General features: G+C 42.3%; 16 protein-coding genes. 3 read left to right on the forward strand and 13 right to left on the reverse strand.

The window, feature by feature from the left end:
* Window positions 1–32 precede the first annotated feature (32 nt).
* The gene (locus tag ACQYAD_RS06835; protein ID WP_430236607.1) at window positions 33–1,325 is read right to left on the reverse strand and encodes a PcsB-like coiled-coil domain-containing protein; all 1,293 of its coding nucleotides are present in this window, start codon (window positions 1,323–1,325) and stop codon (window positions 33–35) included.
* A 330-nt stretch (window positions 1,326–1,655) separates the two neighbouring features.
* Window positions 1,656–4,418 (reverse strand): phosphoenolpyruvate carboxylase, encoded by a 2,763-nt coding sequence (gene ppc / locus ACQYAD_RS06840; RefSeq protein ID WP_430236609.1) that lies wholly within the window; start codon window positions 4,416–4,418, stop codon window positions 1,656–1,658.
* Between the two features lie 417 nt (window positions 4,419–4,835).
* Here ppc and ACQYAD_RS06845 point away from each other — a divergent pair, with 417 nt between their 5' ends.
* Window positions 4,836–6,287, forward strand: coding sequence for a transposase (locus ACQYAD_RS06845; protein WP_430235218.1), 1,452 nt, complete (start codon window positions 4,836–4,838; stop codon window positions 6,285–6,287).
* A 257-nt stretch (window positions 6,288–6,544) separates the two neighbouring features.
* Here ACQYAD_RS06845 and ACQYAD_RS06850 read toward each other — a convergent pair whose 3' ends face one another.
* The 9 genes from ACQYAD_RS06850 to ACQYAD_RS06890 form a co-directional block, all read right to left on the reverse strand.
* On the reverse strand, window positions 6,545–7,147 hold the full coding sequence (locus ACQYAD_RS06850) for a DedA family protein (RefSeq protein ID WP_430236611.1): 603 nt from the start codon (window positions 7,145–7,147) through the stop codon (window positions 6,545–6,547).
* Between the two features lie 198 nt (window positions 7,148–7,345).
* Entirely contained in the window at window positions 7,346–8,701 is a 1,356-nt protein-coding gene (locus tag ACQYAD_RS06855) for an ATP-binding protein (RefSeq protein WP_430236613.1), read from the reverse strand.
* On the reverse strand, window positions 8,702–9,394 hold the full coding sequence (locus ACQYAD_RS06860) for a response regulator transcription factor (protein WP_430236615.1): 693 nt from the start codon (window positions 9,392–9,394) through the stop codon (window positions 8,702–8,704). It lies immediately after the preceding gene.
* Between the two features lie 638 nt (window positions 9,395–10,032).
* Window positions 10,033–11,484 (reverse strand): FAD-linked oxidase C-terminal domain-containing protein, encoded by a 1,452-nt coding sequence (locus ACQYAD_RS06865; protein WP_430236616.1) that lies wholly within the window; start codon window positions 11,482–11,484, stop codon window positions 10,033–10,035.
* Window positions 11,481–12,839, reverse strand: coding sequence for a (Fe-S)-binding protein (locus ACQYAD_RS06870; RefSeq protein WP_430236617.1), 1,359 nt, complete (start codon window positions 12,837–12,839; stop codon window positions 11,481–11,483). Before ACQYAD_RS06870 ends, ACQYAD_RS06865 begins: the two co-directional genes overlap by 4 nt.
* Window positions 12,840–12,842: 3 nt before the next feature.
* A complete protein-coding gene (locus ACQYAD_RS06875) occupies window positions 12,843–14,168 on the reverse strand; it encodes an FAD-binding oxidoreductase (RefSeq protein ID WP_430236619.1) in 1,326 nt (441 codons plus the stop codon).
* 291 nt (window positions 14,169–14,459) lie between these two features.
* Complete coding sequence (locus ACQYAD_RS06880; RefSeq protein WP_430236620.1) at window positions 14,460–15,224, reverse strand: IclR family transcriptional regulator; 765 nt, start codon at window positions 15,222–15,224, stop codon at window positions 14,460–14,462.
* A gap of 157 nt (window positions 15,225–15,381) precedes the next feature.
* The gene (locus ACQYAD_RS06885; RefSeq protein WP_430236622.1) at window positions 15,382–15,774 is read right to left on the reverse strand and encodes an OsmC family protein; all 393 of its coding nucleotides are present in this window, start codon (window positions 15,772–15,774) and stop codon (window positions 15,382–15,384) included.
* 60 nt (window positions 15,775–15,834) lie between these two features.
* Window positions 15,835–17,274, reverse strand: coding sequence for a bifunctional metallophosphatase/5'-nucleotidase (locus tag ACQYAD_RS06890; RefSeq protein ID WP_430236623.1), 1,440 nt, complete (start codon window positions 17,272–17,274; stop codon window positions 15,835–15,837).
* A gap of 102 nt (window positions 17,275–17,376) precedes the next feature.
* On the opposite strand from ACQYAD_RS06890, the gene ACQYAD_RS06895 reads away from it, so the two are divergent.
* Window positions 17,377–17,763 carry a YidH family protein gene (locus tag ACQYAD_RS06895; RefSeq protein ID WP_430236624.1) on the forward strand — a complete coding sequence of 129 codons (387 nt, stop codon included), beginning with the start codon at window positions 17,377–17,379 and terminating at the stop codon, window positions 17,761–17,763.
* A gap of 255 nt (window positions 17,764–18,018) precedes the next feature.
* Window positions 18,019–19,209 (forward strand): PLP-dependent aminotransferase family protein, encoded by a 1,191-nt coding sequence (locus ACQYAD_RS06900; RefSeq protein ID WP_430236626.1) that lies wholly within the window; start codon window positions 18,019–18,021, stop codon window positions 19,207–19,209.
* A gap of 87 nt (window positions 19,210–19,296) precedes the next feature.
* Here the strand turns inward: ACQYAD_RS06900 and ACQYAD_RS06905 are convergent, their stop codons facing one another.
* On the reverse strand, window positions 19,297–20,469 hold the full coding sequence (locus ACQYAD_RS06905) for a serine hydrolase domain-containing protein (RefSeq protein ID WP_430236627.1): 1,173 nt from the start codon (window positions 20,467–20,469) through the stop codon (window positions 19,297–19,299).
* Window positions 20,470–20,593: 124 nt separating this feature from the next.
* Window positions 20,594–22,873 carry a nitric-oxide reductase large subunit gene (locus tag ACQYAD_RS06910; protein WP_430236628.1) on the reverse strand — a complete coding sequence of 760 codons (2,280 nt, stop codon included), beginning with the start codon at window positions 22,871–22,873 and terminating at the stop codon, window positions 20,594–20,596.
* Window positions 22,874–23,104: the final 231 nt, after the last annotated feature.

Consider the following 23,104-nt stretch of genomic DNA (forward strand, 5'->3'; position numbering starts at 1 on the left):
ATTCAATCAATTTTGAACATTGGCTACGTTGTTTAAAAAACCCGAACCACTCGGCCATTGAAATGTTGAGCCCAATATCCGCTTGCCATATTGGCAATGGCTACCCCTGTTGAATCTTGGGAACCGATAAATTTACCGCCGCCCATATAAATTCCAACATGTCCATCTTTCTTATATGTATCAAAGAATACGAGATCACCCGGCTGCATTTGGCTTGCAGGAACTTGTCTGCCTGCTCCGGTTAGAGCATCTGTACTTGCAGGGACGGAAATACCTGCTTGGGCGAATGCCCAATGAACAAAACCGGAACAGTCGAAGAATCCATTGGCGATATCGGAAGCTGATCTGCCGCCACCAAAAACATAAACTGATTTTCCAAAATAACGATACCCGGCAGTTAAAACCGTATTTACACTTCCCTTTGAACTGCTAGAAGCTGCCGGCCGGCTAGTGGTGTATGAACTAGTATTGCTACTTGCTGCTGAACTTGAACTTGCAGATGTTCCAACGCTCGATACTACACTTGAATTGGTGTTTTGTGCCGGAATTGATGTAGAAGGTTGGGCAACTGATTGCTGAATAAGTGCCTGTTCCATTACCGACTGCTGTGAAGCCAATATAGTATCTTGTTTTTGCAAATTGGCTTTTTGTGCAAGACTGTTTTGTTGTTTTTGTTGGAGTTGCTGCTTTAATGTATCATTCTGCACTTTCTGGCTGTTGATTTGCGCTTGCATCGCAACCAAATCAGCTTTCATTGATTGTAAGTCAGCAAGCCTTTTTTCAACTTCTGTCTGTTTCGCTTCTACTTGCTGTTTGTCCGCCTCATGCTGTCTGATCAAGTCCTGGTCAGCTTCCACTATCGTTGTAACCGCACTGACGCGGTCGATTAAGTCGCTAAAGCTTGATGCCCCGAGCAATACATCAAGATAGCTTAGTTCTCCGCCCGATTCTTGGAAGGAGAGTGCACGCTTTTTTAGTACCTCATTTCGCTTAGCGATTCGATCTTTAAGAATAGTAATTTGACTTTGAAGCTGAGCGACTTCTGCGTTTGTATCTGTAATTTTCCCTTCGGTGCTTACCATCATGTCACTGTTTTTCTGAATCGCCTGATCAAGGCGGCTTACTTGTTCATTTAGTTGTGCAAGTTGAAATTGAACTTGAGAAATGGTGGAATCAGCCTGCGAAATACTTGCCTGAATAGTTGTGCGTTGTCCTTGAATACTTTGCAAAGGATTATTTGATTGCGCTTTCACATTTGGAACCGCCATAAAACTTCCAATCCCGAGCATAACTGTTGTACTAATCACTGCCAGCTTGTTTTTCATCGTTCTTCCCCTATTCTCCCGGCAAACATACATATTCCTTTCGCTCACACGAGGTCTTTTTATCCTATTTCGACATAAATCTATGTATCTACTTGTTTATAAAACTCTATTTTGTGACAAAATTCTTACTATTACAGCTACTATTGTCCTACTTTTCATAAGTATAGCATCATATTTTGTCAAAAAGGTAATAAATAGATTACATTTATGTTTCAAATCGCATTTTTCGATTTTTTTTCACAAAATGGACAATTTTAATAACTCACTACGTGTTCATGATTTTTCTGTTTGGCAAATAGAAAAAAACTCGCCGAGGCGAGTTTTTAATCATCAACCGGTATTTCGAAGTCCTGCTGCAATGCCGCTGATGGTAAGCAACACTTCCATCAGCAAGTCATCTGCAGGTTCTTCTTGTTTTCGCAGCTGACGGATCAATTCCACTTGCATGAAGTTTAACGGATCAACATACGGGTTGCGGCGGTAAACCGATTCCTGAATGTTTGGCGTATGGTCGAGCAAATCATCATCGCCCGTGATTTTTAAAAGAACCTCTTTTGTTCGTTTGAATTCATCAACAATATTATCAAAAATTCGTTTTGCCACTTCCTGATCTTGCACTAGAGAAGTATATTCCTTTGCTGTGGTAATATCTGCCTTCATCAACGCCATTTGCAAGTTATTAATCGTTGAACGGAAAAACGGCCATTCTGCATACATTTCTTGCAGCAATTTTAAATGATCCTCGCTTGCACTTGCATAACTTTCTAAACCGGTTCCTGCAGCATACCAAGCAGGCAGGAGCTGGCGGGATTGCGTCCAGGCGAACACCCACGGAATGGCCCTTAGATCTTCAAATCGGCCGCGGTTTTTCCGGCTCATCGGCCTTGAACCAATGTTTAAATCTCCAAGCTCGCGCAATGGGGTTGCTTCATGAAAATACGTTAGAAAATCCGGATCTTCAAACACAAGGGATTGATATTTTTTTAGCGAAATGGCAGAAATTTCTTCCATTGCTTCTTCCCACGTTACATCGCGCAAATGTCCTTGTTCTGAATCAGTCGAAACATGGGTAGCAGCTTTCAACAACGTTGACGCAGCCTGTTCCAAACTGCGGTAAGCAATATCTTCAAGCAAATAGCGGGAGGATAAGACTTCCCCTTGCTCCGTAATTTTCACACCTTCCCCAAGTGTCTCCGCCGGCTGGGAAAGAATACTGCTATTAAGGGTTCCGCCGCCTCGTCCGAGCGAACCACCGCGCCCATGGAAAAATTTAAGTCCAATCTGATAGTTTAGCGCCATGTTGTGAATCTCAATTTGCGCTTTGTACAACTTCCAGTTGGCTGTGAGGGTTCCGCCATCTTTGCTACCGTCCGAATAGCCGAGCATAATTTCCTGCTGATCACCCATGTTTTTCAAATGCTGACGATAAACGGGCATTTGAAATAATGTTTCCATGATTGCCGGACCTGCGTTTAAATCATCAATCGTTTCAAGCAATGGAGCCACATTTAAATGACTTTCGACAGTACCGTCGGCATGATAGTTGTTTACCCCTGCTTCTTTTGCCAATACAAGTACCTCGAGTAAATCACTCGGCGATTTCGTCATACTGACAAGATAAACCATAATTGAACGCCGACCAAATTCTTTATGGGCTTTCTTGATCATTTGGAATACTTTGATCATCTCTTGTGTTTCTGGTGAATAATCCTCATTTGGCAACAATAGCGGGCGTGGATCTTGGAGAATATTTTGTAAAATCGCGACTTTTTCCTCTTCCAAAAGCGAAGCATAGTTCTCCGCGAGACGAACTTTGGCCAAAATCTCCGAAATAGCAGCCTCATGCTCTCCACTATGATTGCGTATATCCAATGTCGCCAAATGGAAGCCAAACAGTTCCACTTGCCTGATCAGTTTTTGCAGCAATTTCATTTCATGTGCAGCTGGATGGTGCTTTGTTAAGCTTCGCTTGATCATGTACAGATCTTCTAACAGCTCCTCAGAGGAAGCATAGCCCAATTCCGATTTACCGACATTTTTTAAACGCTCAATAATGATGGCAAACTTGCGACGATACGCCTCGGCTTCAATCGGCCATCTTTTATCTTCAGTCAAGTATTTCTCTTCATCCTCTTTGAGCGAATTCAGGATTTCGTCACTGATCAGAGCCCTTGTGGTTGAATGGCTGTAGCGCTTCATCAAGTCGACCAAAACAGCCTTATATTTTTTTAACACTAAACGGCGTTGCTTGTGAAGAGTTTCCCAAGTAATTTCAGATGTAACATTCGGATTCCCGTCGCGATCCCCGCCAATCCATGATCCAAAGCGGAGAAAATTCGGGACCTTCCAATGAAAATCGGGATAATGGTTATCCAATGAGTCTTTCACTTCTTGGTGAATATCGGGAAGGACATCAAAAAGCGTCTGATCAAAGTAATACAATCCGTTGCGAACCTCATCCAACACGGATGGCTTGTGGTGCCGCAGCTCATCTGTCTGCCAAAGAATGGTTACTTCATTAAATAGGCTTTCTTCCAAATTTGTCCGTTCATTTTTTGTTAAAATTGGATTATCCATATTTTTCAAAATTTCAGCAATCCGTTTTTGGATTTCGAGAATCGATCGCTTTGTCGCTTCTGTCGGATGGGCTGTTATCACCAATTCCAGCGACAGCGTATTGAGAACATTTTGAATAATTTCTTCACTGACTTGGTTTTCTTTTAATGAAAGCACCGCACTATCCATCGACCCCGGCTGGACCATTGTTTCTTTTTCCAGCTGGTATTGACGGCGGCGGCGGATGCGATGATTCTGCTCTGCAGCATTAATCAAGTGAAAATACATGGAAAAAGCCCGAATAATTTGCATTCTTATTGGTGCGCTCATTTGCGCAATTTCATCTTTTAATTCTGAATAAGTCTGTTTATCAAATTCATTCCTCAGGGATTTGCACATCAACCGGATTTTTTCAACTTTGTTAAAAAGTTCTGGTTCACCGTGACTGACAAGAATTTCACCAAGAATTTGGCCAAGCAGCTTGACATCCCGGCGCAACGGAAGACTGCTGTCATTAACTTTTGCGCTTGTTAGCATTGTTTCACCTTCCCTTAATCAAAAGATTCTCTAAATTTTTTACTTATAAATATACCATACGTATGCAAAAAAGGCACAGAAATTATTTTCTACTTGGCTATATTATTTCAAAATCTTTTCCCTTATGAGCCACAGGACAAAAATCCTGAACCCTTGATAGTATTGACTTTATTTGATTATTAATTGAAAAAGTGTTTCCACGGTCACTGCGTGGAACGAATGCCTTTCGAGTTGTCAAATCTCACTTTAGACGAAATAGGACCAAATTCGGTCGTTTTATAATTTTTTTACCCTAATTTTTTACAGGGGTTTAATGGAAGATAGAAACTTTGCCTATTTAGACAAAAAGAAAAGCCATAATGAATCTCCTTTGGTAAAATAGAAGTACCAACACAACCATTACGAAAGGAATTCATTATGACTGATTCTATTATACCAAAATCATATTCAAATGTAATCTACCTTCAACCCTCATTTTCATTTGCGCAAGACAACTTCTCCTCTTTGCGCCACCTTCCTTATGTAAAATTGGCGCTTGATTTCCCTTGGGAAGAGGTTTTCGCTCCCATTGAACAAGAGTACATTAATGCAAGGTTTCAGCGAAATTGGGACAAGAGGAATCAAAGGAATTCTGATGAATCTCAAGTCGAATTATTTCCACATTTGCCAAGGGACGTGAGTGCGAAGCCAAAAAAATCGTCTAGAGGACGAGAGGGAATTGACTTTTATGTACTGTTAAAATCGTTTCTCTTAGCCCCACTTCTTTATGTGGAAGTCATGGTCACAAGTGTTCATTTCCAAGTGGTGGGGAACTCTGATTTTCGAATGGTTTGCGGTTTTACCAGCACTCCGTGCCTTAGGACCTTTGAACGTTTTGATCAGATTATGATCGAAAACGGATTATGGGAAAAGGCTCGTCAGCTTATGGTGAATTTCAACATCCAACAAGGAATTATAGAGAAAGAAGAACAATTGGCCGTCGATACTACACATGTCGAAGCCGAAGCCACTTTAAATGCAGTTCGCAAATGTGGCCATTCTGAACCATGCGATTGTCCGAAAATCCCTACGGATGACAATGTTGGACTTATGAGAAAAAGCAATACTGTTTCTTACATAGCCCATAAAGTAGCGCTTGTATGCGGTGTTAAATCGGAACTCCCATTATCTAGATGTGTTTTTAAAGGTGGAGAAAGTGATGCCATAACTCTCGAACCGACTTTGGAAAAGGTAAAGCAAGATCTTCCTGAAAAATTTCTGGAAAACGTGCAATACGTAAGCGCAGATGGAATCTATCAAAGTAAAGATAATCAACAATATGCAAAAAACATTCTTCAGACCAAACTATTGGCTCCGATTAATCCACGAAAAATCAAGGATCAAGAACTGGATGCCCGTGGAATGGCAAAACTCGATAAGTATGGTGTTCCACATTGTATTAGTGGACATAAGTTAAAATTGAAAGGGCTGGATGAAACAAAAAAGCAATACGTTTGGACATGTCCCGTATTTGATCCAAAGTATAAACAAGAAGGGCTCACTTGTTCGGAAGCCTGCCATATTCAATGTTGTAGCGGAGCCCAAACAGGCAGAACAATTCGGATTCAACAATCGCAAACGCCGCAAATAGATCCGGAATTTCCGCAACATCTTCAATCATTTAAAACAAAATTTTCGGAAAGAACGGCCATCGAGCGAGTTAACGCACAAGCCAAAGAAGGACTTAGCTTACGTAGAGTCCACAAACGGGGACGTGTAGCAGTAGAGGCCCATGTAGATCGATGCATCATAACCTCACACGTCTTGGCTTATATGTCCGTTCAAGAAACTGGACAGCTCTATCGAGGGTGGACAAAACTATCCGCATAGAAATTTTTAATAACGTAACTACCAGTTATTGTAAGTGCGAAAACTGATGACGGGATAAGTATGCCCTTTTTTAGGTTCCATTTACAAAAAAGATAAATAAGAAGTCGAGAAACTAAGAAAAATCATCTAAGGCCTTCTCCTCCATCCCAAAAATTTCAAGTTGCTTTATCCCAATTTTAATTTAGTCCTGTTGCTCTTATATGAAAAAAAGAAACCTGCCAATCAGGCAGATTTCTACAGTTTTGAAAAAAAGAGTATCAATCTTTGCCGGCGGTGCGCTTTCCCCTCCATTTGATAAAAACATATATAGCTGTTAGTGCTATGGCAAGGATAATGGCCGGACGGACATAAGGTGCAGCCGCCTGGTTTATATGCGTGTAATTTGCTCCAAGCGTATAGCCTAAATAAAGAAATAAAATCGACCACGGAATAATCGCCAAAACGGTATACAGGGTGAAACGGGCAAAAGACATTCGGGCAATCCCGGCCGGAATCGAAATGGCATGCCGAACAACAGGTATAAACCGGGCGGTAAAAATAACACCTGAACCATAGCGGCTAAACCATTGCTGCGAAAGATCAATATGGTGCGGGCGGATCAGCAAATATTTTCCGTATTTATCCAATACCGGTCTGCCGCCATAGCGACCGATCCAATACAAAAACCACTGGGCAACTACCCCGCCAATCGTACCGGCAATAACCGCTCCGAAAAATGACAGATCACCTTTTGAGATTAAAAACCCTCCGTACGCCAAAACAATTTCACTTGGAATCACTTCGACCATCAACGCTAGGGCAATTCCGGTATACCCTAAATTTGATAGCATGTCAAAAATCGACTGAACAAAATGCGACATTGTCTACCTTCCTCATATTGTAATGTAAGAAACCTCACCATTCCTGGATTGGGTTTCATTATTTTAAAAGACTTTGAATCGGTTCGATAAGTTCTAATTAGTTTTGTGATTTTATTCAATTTTCGTTTTAGGAAATTACTCTTCGCAGATAGTAAGCAGCAGAGAATTTTAATGTTTCAGAAGCTGATCTTAGTTCGCTTATAGAGGGAACCTCAATTCTACCGTCGTACCCTTTCCTTCTGTACTTGTGACATTGATTTCACCTTTATGCAATTTCACAATGCTCTGTGCAATCGAAAGGCCTAGTCCAGTACCGCCTGTCGAGCGGCTTCTTGCCTTGTCAACCCGATAAAACCGTTCGAAAATATTTGCAAGTTCGTGTGCCGGAATCCCGATCCCATAATCTTTAATGACAATCCGAATCGAGTTCTCATTTTTTTCTACTTCCATCTCGATCTTGTTGGCACTGTACTTTAGTGCATTATCAAGAAAAATAATCAATAATTGTTTGATTTTTTCTTCGTCCGCCTCAAAAATAACCGGAGGATCGCTTACCTTAAGCGTAATTTCCCGTTTGTACACATTTGTAAAATTTCTTACCATTTCCATACTTAATTTTGCTAAATCAATCACATTTTTTTCAAGAACAACTTCATTCTCCAAGGTGGCTAATGCTAATAGGGTATCTGTCATTTTTTGTATTCTGCTTGCTTCTGAATCAATGGCCGTTATTGCCTCGTCGGCAATTTCTTTGTTGCTGGTCCCTCTTCGTCTCAATAGGCTTGCATAGCTTTTGATAATGGTTAATGGAGTTTTTAACTCATGAGAAGCATCCGAGATAAACTGCTTTTGTTTTTCCATATTGGTTTGCAGTCTTTCGATCATCCGGTTGAAGGTTGCTGCCATTTTTTGCAGTTCATCCTTTTTATCGGCTGGTATAGCAATTTTCTGCGGCACACCGCTTCGCTCAATTTTTTCCATCGTGCCGATCATCTCTGCAATTGGCCGCATGATGGTATTTGCCAGCCATCTGCCCCCAAGTAATGCCAGCAACCCGGCAAGAATCGTAGTGATTGTTAGAATGAAAATAAGCATATCTTTACGCAGTTCAAGCCCAAGCAATCGCTCACTTATTTCGATTGTCCCGACTACATTTTTATTGATAATGATCGGCCTGCGGACAATTAAAACTTGCTTTTCTCCTTGACGAATTCGAATCACTCGCTGTTCAACCTGCGGCTTTTTACTGAATTTCCCCTTAAGCCCTGTTAGATGACGGTCATTTGTTACTTGTTCCTCGATACTGCCATCAGGCCTAATCATTCGAATCAACGTATGGGAGGTTAAGTTATCCTTTAAAATATCACGGGTATTTGATTGGGTACCATATGTATTCAACTCATCAATTATGTCTTTAGCCCGCTGGACTAAAACGATTTCTTCCATACTAACAGTAAATTTCATGAATGAAACAAAGATGACGATATTGGCAACAATTAAAATACCAATCATCCATGCGGTTGTGAGCAAGTTAATTTTGGTTGAGATCTTCATTTAGTTCTCCTTTAATGTAAAACCAATTCCGCGGACAGTATGGATGAGTTGAACCGGAAATCCTTCGTCGACTTTTTTCCGAAGATGTCGGACATAAACATCAAGGACATTTGTTTCTCCCTCGTATTCATACCCCCAGACATTAAGGAGAATGTTATCCCGAGGAACGACTTTGTTTTTATTCAAAAGCAGGTAAAGCAATAAATCATATTCCTTCGGAGTCAATGCAATTATGTTTCCTGCGCGCTTCACTTCTCTCGTATCCAGATCTACACTTAAATCCGCGATCGAAATTTTTGAGGTTGTTTCCGCAACGTCTTTTCCTGCAGAAGCTTGTCTAAGACTAGCCCGGACACGCGCAAGTAATTCCTCAATCTCAAAAGGCTTTGTAATATAATCATTTGCCCCCTGATCAAGTCCATTTACCTTATCGAATGTCGAATTCCTTGCTGTTAATAAAATCACCGGCAATCGTTCATTGACTTTCCGCAACCGCCTCAGCACTTCTATTCCGCTAAGTTCAGGCAGCATTACATCAAGGAGAAGCAAATCGACTCCTGCTTTCAATGCGGACTCCAACCCTGATTTCCCATTGTCCTCAACATGCACTTCATATCCTTCAAATTCTAATTCCATTTGTAACACCCTAGCGATTTGGGCTTCGTCTTCAACAACTAAAATCCGTTTAGCCATGCTCTAACCCTCCTTCAAAAACACAATTCACTCTATTCAATGTAGCACGAATGACAAAAGTTTTAAATAATGCTTCAGGACATCATTTTATTTAGACCTTGCAACAAACTAGCAAAAAATAGGAGAATTAGGCATTAGAAAATCTAGTAGTGCCCGGTTTGCTCTAAAAAATAAGAGAATTGGGCATTAGGAAAGCCTGTAGTGCCCGGTTTGCTCTAAAAAATAGGTGAAACGGGCATTAGGAAAGCCAGTAATGCCCGGTTTGCTCTAAAAAATAGGGGAATCGGGCATTAGAAAAACCAGTAATGCCCGGTTTGCTCTAAAAAATAGGGGAATCGGGCATTAGAAAAGCCAGTAATGCCCGGTTTGCTCTAAAAAATAGGGGAATCGGGCATTAGAAAAGCCAGTAATGCCCGGTTTGCTCTAAAAAATAGGTGAAACGGGCACTCAGCAGGGTCCATAAACGAATCATCACCCGATTACCTAGAATTCCCCATTTTTATTACTATCTTATGGCGATAAACGTCTATGCCGACCAGTATTTTCCTTTTACTGTTCAAGAGAGAAGTTAAGATATAAATTCTGATAGTAGAACAAAAAACCGGGCATTTCTTGTATGCCCGATTCATTCATATCTCTTATTTTGCCTGTTTCAATTCCATTTTTACCTCGGCACAGCGTCCCGGCGTTGGAAAAAGCTTGCCCGCATTTAATAGATTGTTTGGATTAAATACATCACGAATGGCCGTTTGGGCCAAAATTTCGTCATCATTAAACACAAATCGCATCTCTTCCCGCTTCTCGATGCCCACGCCATGCTCGCCCGTAATCGAACCGCCGACATCTGCACAAACGCGGAGGCATTCACTCCCGGCTTTTAGTGCCCGTTCGATTTCTCCAGGCTTGCGCGCATCAAACAAAACAAGCGGATGAAGATTTCCGTCCCCAGCATGAAAAATATTGGCGATGCGCAAATCGACTTCTCTGCTAATTTTATCAATCCGCTCCAACACTTCTGGAAGCTTGCTTCGCGGAATAACACCATCTTGAACCAAATAATCCGGAGAAATGGCACCCATTGCGGCAAATCCTGTTTTCCGGTTTGCCCACCATCTGGCTCGTTCTTGTTCGTCCTTTGCGACCTTCACTTCACGGACATTTCGCTTTTTACAAACATTTACAATTGCTTCAATCTGGTCATCAATCCCGGCGGCAATTCCGTCGACTTCAATTAATAGCAGGGCCTCAATGTCAAGAGGATGACCGACGGGAAAACCGGCTTGTTCAACACCCTCAATCGCAATCTTATCCATCATTTCCAATGCCGCCGGAACCATCCCTGCAGAAATGATATCTGATACTGCCTGGCTGCCGTCTTCAACTTTATCAAAATACGCTAACACCGTTTTTTTGCCTTCGGGATTTTTTAATATTCGCACTGTGATTTTCGTAACGATTCCAAGTGTTCCTTCCGACCCTGTCAACAATCCAAGCAAATCATATCCGGGAGAGTCAGGAATACCGTTTTCACCAATCTCAATGATTTCTCCATTTGGTAGCACAATTTCCAGACCTAAAATATGGTTCGTTGTAACACCGTATTTTAAACAGTGGGCACCGCCGGCATTTTCCGCGACATTGCCGCCAATAGTACAGGCATATTGACTTGATGGATCCGGAGCATAGTAATAACCCCGATCAGCAATCGAGTTTGTCAATTTCAAATTGACAAAGCCCGGTTCAACAACCGCTCTTCGATTCTCCGTATCCACATGCAGCAGTTTTTTCATGCGGACTAAACTGATGATTACCTCTCCGTTAAGCGGGATTGCCCCACCACTTAAACCCGTGCCGGCCCCCCGTGCCAAAAACGGCAGTTGGTTGTTGTGGCAATATTTCACTACAGCCGCCACTTCTTCGGTATTGCGCGGAAAAACAACCGCTTTCGGCAACGCTTTGTGAATCGTAAAACCATCGCAATCATAGGAAAGCAAATCTTCTTTTTTATACAAGATTGAGCGCGGGCCTTTTAGCAACTTGGCAAGATTTAAAATATGCGGATCTTTGGATTGAATCGGTTGATCGATCATTTCCGGCCCTCCTGTTCCTCTTCTTTTTTATAGGCCCAGTCTAATAATTGCACGGTATGAACAATTTTTTGGTTTCTGCCATATTTTTGAACGCCCATCGCCATTTGCAGCATGCAGCCCGGATTGCCCATGGAGATCATTTCAACGTCATCCGGAACATTTGTCATCTTGCTTTCCAGTACCGCACTAGCCATTTCCGGATTGGTAATATTGTAGATTCCCGCACTTCCGCAGCACCGGTCAGAGTTTGGCATATGCACCATTTCCACACCCGGAATGTTTAGTAACAGGTCACGCGGTTCTTCGCGAATTCCTTGTCCGTGAGCCAGATGGCAGGCATCATGGTACGTAATCCTCGTTTTAATCTCTGCTTTTGGCTTTTCATAGCCTGTGTCATAAAGGAATTTGGAAATATCTTCGACCTTTGCCGAGAATTCCTCCGCCTTTGCTTTCCATTCCGGATCATTATGGAATAATTCGGGGTATTCCTTTAACATACAGCCGCAACCAGCCGCATTGACAATCACTGTTTCAGCATCTTTAAACGCTTCAATGTTTTGTTTGGCAAGCTTTCTTCCCATTTCGCGATCTCCAGCATGGACGTGCAATGCCCCGCAGCATGTTTGATTTTTTGGAATCGTGACATCGTTCCCATTTCTGGTAAGAACATTGATTGTCGATTCATTAATATCGCTGAACATCACATCCATAATGCAGCCCGTCAGCATCGCCACTTCACGCTTGCTCTCGTTCTTCGCTTTTATGAGCTTGATATTTTTGTATTTTTTCCGCATTGGCGTTTTAACTTCCGGCATGATCGCTTCCATCTCAACCAAATGATCTGGCATGACATGGATCAGCCCTGTTTTTCGGACAACTTTTTGCAGGCCGCTTTTTTGGTAAAATTTTAGCAGGCTCCCTACTGAATTTAAACGGTTCGGATGCGGGAACAGCCCTTCTAAAAACAGCTTGCTGACGATTTTTTTCGCCCCGGTCAGCGGCATGGCTTGAAGAACCTGCCCGCGCGCTTCCTCAATCAATCCGCCAACGTCAACATTTGCCGGACAAGCGGTTGTACAAGCACGGCAATCAAGGCACGTAAAGACCGGATCCTTGAAAAATTCATTTACTTCCAATTTTCCTTCGGCAACCGACTTGATCAAATGCACCCGTCCCCTTGGCGAATGCTGCTCCTGGCCAAGTTGTTCATAGGTAGGGCAGGATTCCAAACACATGCCGCAATGCACACAATCCGCCCATTTGCTCTCCTTTGGCGGGTCGCTCCACAAATAATTGCCCAGCCCGCCCTCCGTGCATGCAGGACCTTCGTTCACATCGATTTCTCTAAGGCTCATCGTCTAAATCCCTCCAACAAAACGTTTTGTATTCAGAGTGCGATTTGGATCAACTTTTGCTTTAATTCCTTCCAATAAGAAAAAGTAAGGAGGTTTCTCACCCCAAACACTGATTTCCTTTCGAAAAACAAAAGGTAAATGCTTAATAATGGTATAGCCGCCTAGACTGGCGACAAATGTTCGAATAAGGGATGTGGCCTTTATTACATCTTGACTGGCGCCAATTAGGTTTATATGAACAATTCCATGGCCGAGTCCGCCGTGCGCTTCAATTTTAAGCTGGTGAGGATCTTGGAGGAGAGTGCTTTGTTTGATTACGTTCAAAACATCCAGGTTTTTCACCCCAATTTTCAGCGATGCTTCGGTAGCGTTTTCATTTTTTACCCGCAAGCCGTTTGGAGAAATTTCCGTGAACCTTTGCCAGAAAGCAGCCGCTTCATCCTGTTCAAAAACAACCATTTCAGCTCCATCCGGCAAATTTTTTCGGACAAATTCTTCTTGGTAACGAACCGAACTTTCGACATCTTCAAAGCTGATGGCTACTATATAGTTGGCATTTCCAGTCAATTTTTCCGCCAAAGATGGACCGATTGCTTCAAGTGAAACCGGCTCCATTGCTGAATCCAATAGTTTCACAGCAAAGTCGCGGATCTTATCCAATTTTCCATTGGGAAAAGCCAGCAAAATAAGGCTCTCAAACTTAGGCTGAGGACGAAGTTTAAGGGTAATCTCAGATATGACACCAAGAGTTCCCATTGCACCAATAAATAATTTGTTCATATCATACCCTGCGACGTTTTTTACTGTTTTGCCGCCAGTGCGGATGATTGTGCCATCCGGATACACAATGCGCATGCCGATGACCAAATCCCTTGCAGACCCATATCCAAGCCGTTTCGGACCGCTGTCATTTGCCGCCACAATCCCGCCGATCGTCGCTTCGGATGCCCAGGCAGGGTCCAAGGGAATTTTCTGGTGATGCAGTAAGAGAGTGTCCTGAAGTTCGTTAAATTTTGTTCCGGCTTTCACTGTAACAATCATATCGCCCACAGAATGTTCGATAATACCGGTATAGTACTTTAATGACAACAGAATGTCCGCGGATTCTACTACCCCACCGAATCCCCTCTTCGTTCCGGCACCTGCAATCGTAATCGTTTTTCCATTGTCATTAGCATACTTCAGTAGATCGCTGATTTCCTGTTCTGTTTTTGGATAGACGATGATGTGCCCATTGTTCCCCAGTGATGAAAAATTGCTTTTCCCATCTTCCATTTGCTCTTTCGGAATTACCGTTTGCAATCCCGTCATTAAATCGGCAACAATCATATAGACACCCCTATTTGACAATTTTAAAAAAATCCCGCGAAATTCGACTATTTGAAGTTTTTAGAAAAATTAAAACCCAATTCCTCCCCTCTGAGGAATTAAATTTGCCAGTCTCCTTTTTTGTTTAAAAAGTAAGCATACGTTTCATTATAAGAAACCGAGTTTCGCCTATTTTGCAAAAAATAAATTTCCCACAGGAAAATGACTTGGTTTATCTCCAAAATAACATTTTTTTCAGAAAATTTCAATTTGATTATACACTTAATTTCCCCCTTTTTGACCCCAAATTCTCTAACTCGTCCGATTGGGCTGATACCCGAGCCGCTTTGAGATCGTTTTACCTGTTTTCTTAATCAACGGCATTAATTCCTCCAGCCGTTTTTCTGTCATCCTTGTAGATGGTCCTGAAATACTAACAGCAGCGGTGATATCGCCTTTATGATCAAAAATTGGCACAGCAATGCAGGTAATTCCCTCTTCATTTTCTTCCATTTCAACGCCGTAGCCTTGTTTCCGTATTTTTTGCAGTTCTTTAACGAAAATGGTTGGATCAGTGATTGTTTTTTCTGTATGTTTTTCCAACCCTTTTTTCGCAATAATCTCCGCCGCTTCGTCCCCCGGTAAATGCGCCAAAATCACTTTTCCGACACTCGTGCAGTGCATGGAAGCTCTTTTTCCGACCCTCGAATGGGTTCTTAAGGTTTCGGTTCCTTCCAACTTTTCAATGTAAACCACTTCTCCCTGGTCGTAAACGACAAGATGAATCACTTCGTTTGTCGCAGATTCCAGTTCCTTTAAATAGGGTTTTGCTTGTGTTCGCAAATCAAGAGATTCAAGCAGCATAGAGCTTAATTCCAAGTATTTATAGCCTAATTTGTACTTTTTGGTTTCCTGATCCTGCTCAATAAAGTCATGAGCGGCAAGGGTACTTAATAGTTTAAAAATCGAACTTTTATTTAGATCCAAAAGAGAGGCAAGTTCGGTTACCCCCATTCCATCCTTTTTCTGGCTTACATACGTGATGATTCGAAGTGCCCTGTCGACCGATTGAATCATTGGCTTTCCCCCAGTCCTAGCTTTTTTGAATCATTATAACATACTGGCAGGAAAGGAATCTCGATAACATGTTTAGCAGCAAACCAGATGATTTCACAATTATTTTTATTTGTATCAAAAAAACAGGAACCCGTCTTCGAAAAGCGGGCACCTGTTATTAGTCTTGATCTTTGATTGATACAGTTTCACTGATTTCAATTGCGCCTTTGACGGATTGGGCCATTGCGCAGTTTTTAAATGCAACGTCCAGCGACTTTTGAAGCTGCTCAAGCTGCAGATTTTCCCCATCGACTACATAGTGGAACGAAATCTTTGTGATCCGGTTTGCTTCGTCCGGATTTCTTTCTACTTCGGCTGTGATTTCAATTCCGTTATAGGCAATTCTTTTTTTCTCCAATATTTTTTTAAAAACACCTCCGCTACATCCGGCGATTGCCGAAACAATCAACTGCACCGGCTTAAAGCCAATATCGGAATTTCCGGAAATGCTCAGCTGGCCAAATTCAAATTCTGTTTGAAATGCACCCGTTTCACTCAGTTTAAACTTCATCATTCTCCCTCCTTCCACTTCGATTATGCCAAAGAAATGTTAATTTTTTATTAAAAACTGCTAGACACTACTGATTTTTGGCACTAAATCCAATTCGATGGTGTTTTTCATGCGGAAAAATTCCTTAAGAACGTCAATCGCTTTCGTATTCTGATACGTTTTTGCATTTTCAAATTTTTTTAAAATTTGTTCTCCCGCCGATACAATTTTGTAGCGATCCTCTCGTTTAAACTCCCGACCGTTGATCGATAATGTCTGAATTCGATGACCTTTTGGATTATACGGCTTAAACGTCATAGACATTCCGCTTGAACGCAAAATATAGCCCCCTTTTTGCTCAAATGGATCGGCAGAAAAAACCTGTTCCAAATTGGTTTCGAGTGCTTTAATCAACTGTTCGCCGGATAGTTCGACGAGAAAAATCTCCGGATTGGCCGGTATGATTTGAAACAGGTCATATTCCGTAACCGGCCCGGGCGGAATCGGCGTACCGTACCGCCATCCATGGGAAAAAGCAAGATCCGCCTCGTATTGATGCAAATATGCCTCCGTAATCAGCTTGTCCATCGGAGCTTCGTTTAAAGTCCCACGGTGCAGCAATGTTTTTGTCGCTCCGATTCTGTTTTCTTGCATGCTTTCATAGGGCGCAAGAATGCTGGCAGTCAAAGAAGAAATCTCCCCATCCCCCTGATAATCTTCCGACTCAAGCGGAACCAACTGGTAATTCATTGCTGCGATATGGCTGTTTTCCAGTCCGATATCAAGCCTGCCAACAAATGAGCTGCTTGACCCAGCCTGTACGATAACGGTTTGATTCTCCACAATGGGCTTCATGACCCTATCATGACTATGTCCGCTCAAAATAACATCAATTCCACTGACCAATGAAGCGAGTTTTACATCAAGCGGCAAACCCATATGGCTGATCAAAATAATGACATCAACCGATTCTGCTTTCAGCTGTTGAATAATGTTTGGCAACTGATTGATTCCTTTATTAAAAACCAATCCGGTTGAAAAAGATGCTGGCATTGTGACATTGACATATGGATAGGTTAAGCCTATCAACCCAGCTTTCACCTCCCCGATTTCTTTTATTTCGTACGGAGCAAAAATCGGCTTTTTTGTTTGCTGGTCCAAAACATTGCAGGCCAATGTGGAAAATGGCAGCTTTTCCGTCAGCGTTAAGAGCTGTTCTTTTCCATAGGCAAAATCCCAATTTCCGGGAACAACCGCATCAAGACTCATTTTTTCCAGCAATGGAAGAATCGCCTCTCCTTTGGAAAAAACAAGTGGTGCTGTCCCATGAAATAAGTCACCGCCATCGACAAAAAGGACATTTTCATTCTTGGAGCGGAGTTCTTTTACGAACTGAGCCATTTTCGCAAATCCGCCGACGTTTCGAATAAACGGCCCATTCCCTCCCCAAAATAATTCTGGATGTTCCGTAAGAACACCGTGTGTATCATTTTGCTGAACAATGGTTAATAATTTTTGCATTATTTTCCTCCTCATTTGCTTTGCAAATAGTTTACCCTGTTTTGCAAAATGGTAACGATAAAGGGGAGTGTCATTTTAGAACTGCCAGAGCGGAGGATGAAGATGGAAGAAAACAAGCAGCAAACAGTCGATTCACGGTATATTCAGCAGCATTTGGCGAACGAACGCACATATCTAGCATGGATTCGCACATGCATTACGATCATTGGCGTCGGATTTTTAATAACCAATCTTCACTTTTCCAGCCTTTCCGCAAAAATTGGCTTGAGTGATTTGCTGGCGCAAATCGGTGGCCTTGCTTCGATTATTGTTGGCATCGTGACCCTTATTTCTACCACAGTCAGCTATTTTAAAAAAAGCATCGACATTAACAGGCAATCTTTTGTCTTCTCGAAATTTCTCATTTTAACCTTGTCGTTCTCCTTACTATTGATTGTCCTTGCATTTGGATTCTATTATTTGTTTGTCTGGGGGCTCATTCCGGCCTAGTAAAAACACCCATCCTTTGCATTTATTGTTTTGCGGTTAACGCATTAATTGCCTTCTCGAAATCAACGAGTTGATCCAGTACTTTTTTCTGGAAAAAGTTGAAACTGGATCGGTAAAGATTAAAATTTATTAATATTCAGAAATTATTGTTTTTTCTTTTTCATTTTGTGCTATACTACTTGTTATTCGAGTGCATTTATTTTCCACTAGCTCCTTTTAAGATGGAGTAAGAACAATCATAAGGAAGGGTATAAAATGGAGTATTTATTTGCAGAGCAAACCCATAATTTAAAGTCATCGGCAGTCAGGGATATTTTAAATGTCATTCAGCAAGGAAATGTTATTTCTTTTGCAGGTGGCCTTCCGTCGGAGGAAAATTTTCCGCTTGATGCGATCAATGCAGCGTACGAAAAAGTTTTTGCATCCGGAAGATCGTGTTTGCAATACGGGTTAACGGAAGGATTTATCCCGCTTCGAGAAGCCATTCAGGCAAGAATGGCGCAAAAAGGGATCGAGTCGGATCCTGGCCGCATTCTGCTTACAACCGGCTCGCAACAGACCATTGACTTATTTTCAAGGGTAATGCTCTCGCCGGGAGATGTTGTATTAACAGAAAACCCCACCTACCTCTCGGCATTGCAAGTGTTCCGCTTCAACGGTGCTGAAATTATTGCCGTAAATGGTGATCAAGACGGAATGGATCCGCTTGATCTTGAAGAAAAAATAAAAATACATCACCCTAAATTTGTGTATGTTATCCCAACTTTCTCGAATCCGGATGGGAAGGTATGGAGCTTGGAACGTCGCAAAGCCGCTTTGGAATTATGCGATCGCTATAATATTTTAATTCTGGAAGACGATCCATATGGAGATATTAAATTTCAGGAAGACGAAGTTTATCAACCAATTGCTTCGCTGGATAAGCAGCTAACCCATGTCATGTACACGAGTACGTTTTCAAAATCGGTCGCCCCGGCACTAAGAACAGGCTGGGTAACGGGTCCGGCTGAAGTGGTGCGAATGATGGCGCAAGCAAAGCAGATGGCTGATCTGCATTCCAGTTCCATCGATCAGCAGGCACTATACTATTTACTAAGGGACTTTCCGCTTGACAGGCACATCCAAGTCTTAAGAGAGCAATATCGCAGCCGAATGCTGATCATGCGCGATTCTTTAACGAAATTGGAGCCTGGCATCTTTAATTGGAAAGAACCAAAAGGCGGTATGTTCATTTGGGTAGAGGCCGCAGGCAATCTGAATACAGCCACTCTGTTAAACACGGCTGTCGCAAGCGGGGTTGCCTTCGTGCCGGGTGCGCCATTTTTTGTAGGTGAAAACGAAGGGCTTAACACCTTCCGCTTGAACTTTAGCCACTCGACACCAGAAAAAATCAAACTCGGTATGGATCGGCTTGTGTCCGTAATGTTGAATCCGGTCACAGCGTAAAGCGAAAAAAGCAGACTGTGAAAAATTTACAGCCTGCTTTTTTCTATTCATACTTGCAAAACATGGTGTTGATGGATGCTTTATTTGTCATCTCCTCAACATCAAATAAATCTGGTTATTGACGGCTCCTAGTGAGGCGACGCCATTTTGGACATTTGACAGCAGAACGATGAATTTTTTTCCGTTTTTGCTAAAGCTGTTCAGTGCATTCCATCCGGGCAGGACGCCATGGTCGGAATAGCTTCCGGGGTCGCTGTATAAACCCAGCGCGTAATTGCTTTTAAATGGAGTGAAAAATTGCTTTAAACTGTCCCCTGATAAAAATTTTCCCGAATAGAGGGCTTTGTCAAATAAATAGAGATCATAGGGGGTCGTATAAACATCACCGCTGCCAAACAGCTGAGACATATCCGGAAGTGTGGGCGAAATGTATTGTTCGTCCTTCTCCTTGTAGCCTTTGGAAGCATAAGGTTGGTCGGCATATGTCTCTCCAAAGCCTGTATGTTTCATACCTGCCGGGTCAAAAATATGCTGTTTTACATACGTATCAAGCGGTTCTCCTGAAATTTTTTCAACAATAAACGCAAGAATGGCATAATTGGAGTCGCTGTAATTCCACTGTGTCCCAGGCTGAAATTTCAATGCTCCGCGTGCAATTTTCTTGATCAAATCATCATGGGAAATTTTCTGTCCCGTTTCTGCATGCTCGGGAATCCCCGATGTATGGGTTAACAAATGATAGAGCAAAATTTTATCTCCATTCGGAAAATCGGGAATATATTTTGCGAGCGGATCGTTGATATGTAACTTTCCCTGTGCCTGCAGCTGCATCACAGACGTCGAAATAAACACTTTTGTAATCGACCCAATATAAAAAACAGTCGAAGAATTATTTGGCTGTTTGTTTTCCATATTGGCAAATCCATATCCTTTATTGATTAAAATTTTATTATCCATCACCACTAACGCAGCACCGTTAAAATGCAAACTTTTCAAGTACTCGTCAATGGCTGGGTCATTCAAAACGTCTTTCACTTCGGGAGACAATGGCTTCTTTAAAGGCGCCTTTTTTTCTGAAAAATGATGTTCCAATTTACCGGCATTCGTTTTCGTCTTGGTGGTGTCCTGTTGCTTAAGAAAATACATCAATAAAAAAGTCGCTAGAAATAAGAGCAACAATTGGTAAAATAACCGTTTTCTCGCCCTTTTTTGCCGTGTGCTGTTTACGCGGTTTAGTCGATCTTTGCGTGTCTCCGTCATATCCCTTCTCCCTTCCCCTGCATTATACAATGGAATCTGAAAGGAAGGAAGAAGTTAAAGAATCCAACTTTCACATTTATTGAGGCTGCCTGCTCCTCTTAATGGAAAAGCAGGCAGGCCGTTTTTAAACTTTTTTGCTATTGTCTTTATCATATTCAAGCCGGTCATTTGTTAAAGACCAGCCTGTTTTGAGACCAAGGATAAACCATGCAAGGGCGAGCGCTCCAAGGGCAAAAATCGTATCGCCAATGATCCTAAGCCAAACAAATAAGTGGACAATCGGCCGCGCCATAAACTCTGCTGAACGGGCATACCACATGCCATGCTGCACACTTGCCCATGTTTGCATCAAGCCGATTGGCAGAAGACTAATCAATACCATTAAAATCAGGCCAATATTAATAGCCCAGAAGGCAAATGTCAGCGCACCGGTTTTCCATCCTCTTTTTACCGTCAAACCGCGTAAACAAAAGAGCATTAGACCGATGCCAAGCATACCATAAACGCCAAACAATGCTGTGTGTCCGTGGACAGGCGTCGTATTAAGCCCCTGCATATAATACAAGGCGATTGGCGGATTGATAAAAAAGCCAAATAACCCGGCACCGACTAGATTCCAAAAAGCAACACCAATAAAGAAATAGATTGGCCACTTGTAAGCAGCCACCCATTGACGGGCGCGGCTTCGTGTTACGTTTTCATATGCTTCAAAACCAATTAATACAAGTGGAACGACTTCTAGTGCGCTAAAGGCTGCACCATATGCGATCACCCCTGTAGGTGTTCCGCTAAAGTACAGGTGATGGAACGTCCCGATAATCCCGCCGAACAGGAAGATAATGGTGGAGAATAGCACCGAGGTGGTAGCAGTCCTAAGCCCCAGCAACCCCATTCTTGTAAAAAGAAAGGCCATGACGACTGTTGCAAACACTTCAAAGAATCCTTCTACCCAGAGGTGGACAACCCACCAGCGCCAATATTCCGCAATGGCCAAATTACTGTGCTGCCCCCACAGCAATGCCGGAATATAAAAAACAGGTATGGCTGTAGATGCGATTATAAACAATGCAAGCAAATGCCGGCTTTCTTTTAAATTTTTAAAAGCAGGCCAAATGGCACGAACCATTAAAAACAGCCATAAAAACAAACCAATTGTTAAAAAGAGCTGCCAAAAACGTCCGGTATCTGTGTATTCATATCCCTGATGCCCAAACCAAAAGTTTGCAACATTACCAAGCTTTTGCTGGACGGCAAACCACTGTCCGACCATTGCTCCCACTACAATGATCAATAAACAGACAAATAGGAAATTGACGCCGAAGCGCTGAAACTTCGGTTCGTAACCTGAAACGGCAGGTGCCATGAACAGGCCTGTTGCCAGCCAGGCGGTAGCAATCCATAAAATGCCTAACTGCGTATGCCATGACCTTGTTAACGAATACGGAATCCATTTATCTAGCGGAATTCCATAAAATCCGCTCCCTTCAACTTGATAATGCCCCGTTATAGCTCCGAGTAAAACTTGCACAAGCCAGAGGGCAGCAACGACCCAAAAGTATTTTTGGGTAGCCTTCATCGATGGCGTAGGATCAAGCGCAAGTAATGGATCCTTATCTGGAAATGATTCCTCCGCTTCATGATGTTTTTGAGCAGCGTAATACCATGCCAAGCCGCCTATTCCAGCCAACAGCAGGACAAAACTGACCACAGACCAAACAACCATTTCACCTGTTGGCCGGTTGCCAATTAAATCTTCATTCGGCCAGTTGTTTGTATAGGTCACCTGATCGCCGGGGCGATTTGTTTCGGTTGCCCACGTTGCCCACCAAAGAAAACTAATAAACGAGCGAAGGCGGTCAGGATCTTTGATCACGTTTTTCGGCATGGCGTAATCGTTGCGTAATTTGTCAAACTTAGGATCATCTGTAAATAAAGAAGCATAATGCCTGCTAACATTCGCAATCGCGCTTGCCCTTAACGGGGAAAGCGTAATTTTTCCTGTTTCTTTATCGTAAGTATTTTTTCGAATTTCTTTTTTCAGCCTGGCACGAAGAGCAGCCTGGTTTTCATCATTTACTGCAGAGTAGTTTTGACCAAATTCCTGCTTGGCCCAGCTGTCTAACATCCACATGGATTCGCGGTGGAGCCAGTCAGCTGTCCAGTCTGGCGCGACATAAGCACCATGCCCCCACACACTTCCCAATTCTTGCCCGCCAATTGATTGCCAGACATTTTGTCCCTGCTGAATATCTTGTTTTGTATAGATAACCGTCCCATCAGAGGAAACAACTTGATACGGGATAGGAGGTTCAGTATAAAGAAGACGTCCGCCATAATAGCCAAGCACGGCGAATGATGCAATAAAGACAATTGCCAAACTAATCCATAATCTTTTGTAATGCACGAAACTTTCCTCCGTTCAATATGGTTTCGAATTCCTGTTTACCTTTTCAGGGAATCCTAACCATATATTTTCCTTGATTTGGAATAAAATACATTTAAAAGTAAAATAATCGAACCAAAAAAGCAATCGTTTTGAAGCTTTGATAATTTTTCTAGTAAACATCCTATTTACTATGCTCGGCTTAAAAATAGGTATAAAATAAATATGTAGATATTATCTTTTTCATAAAGG

Origin of the sequence: Neobacillus sp. SM06 (assembly GCF_050496765.1) — a bacterium.
In the GTDB taxonomy this organism is placed as follows: Bacteria; Bacillota; Bacilli; order Bacillales; family Cytobacillaceae; genus JAEVLT01.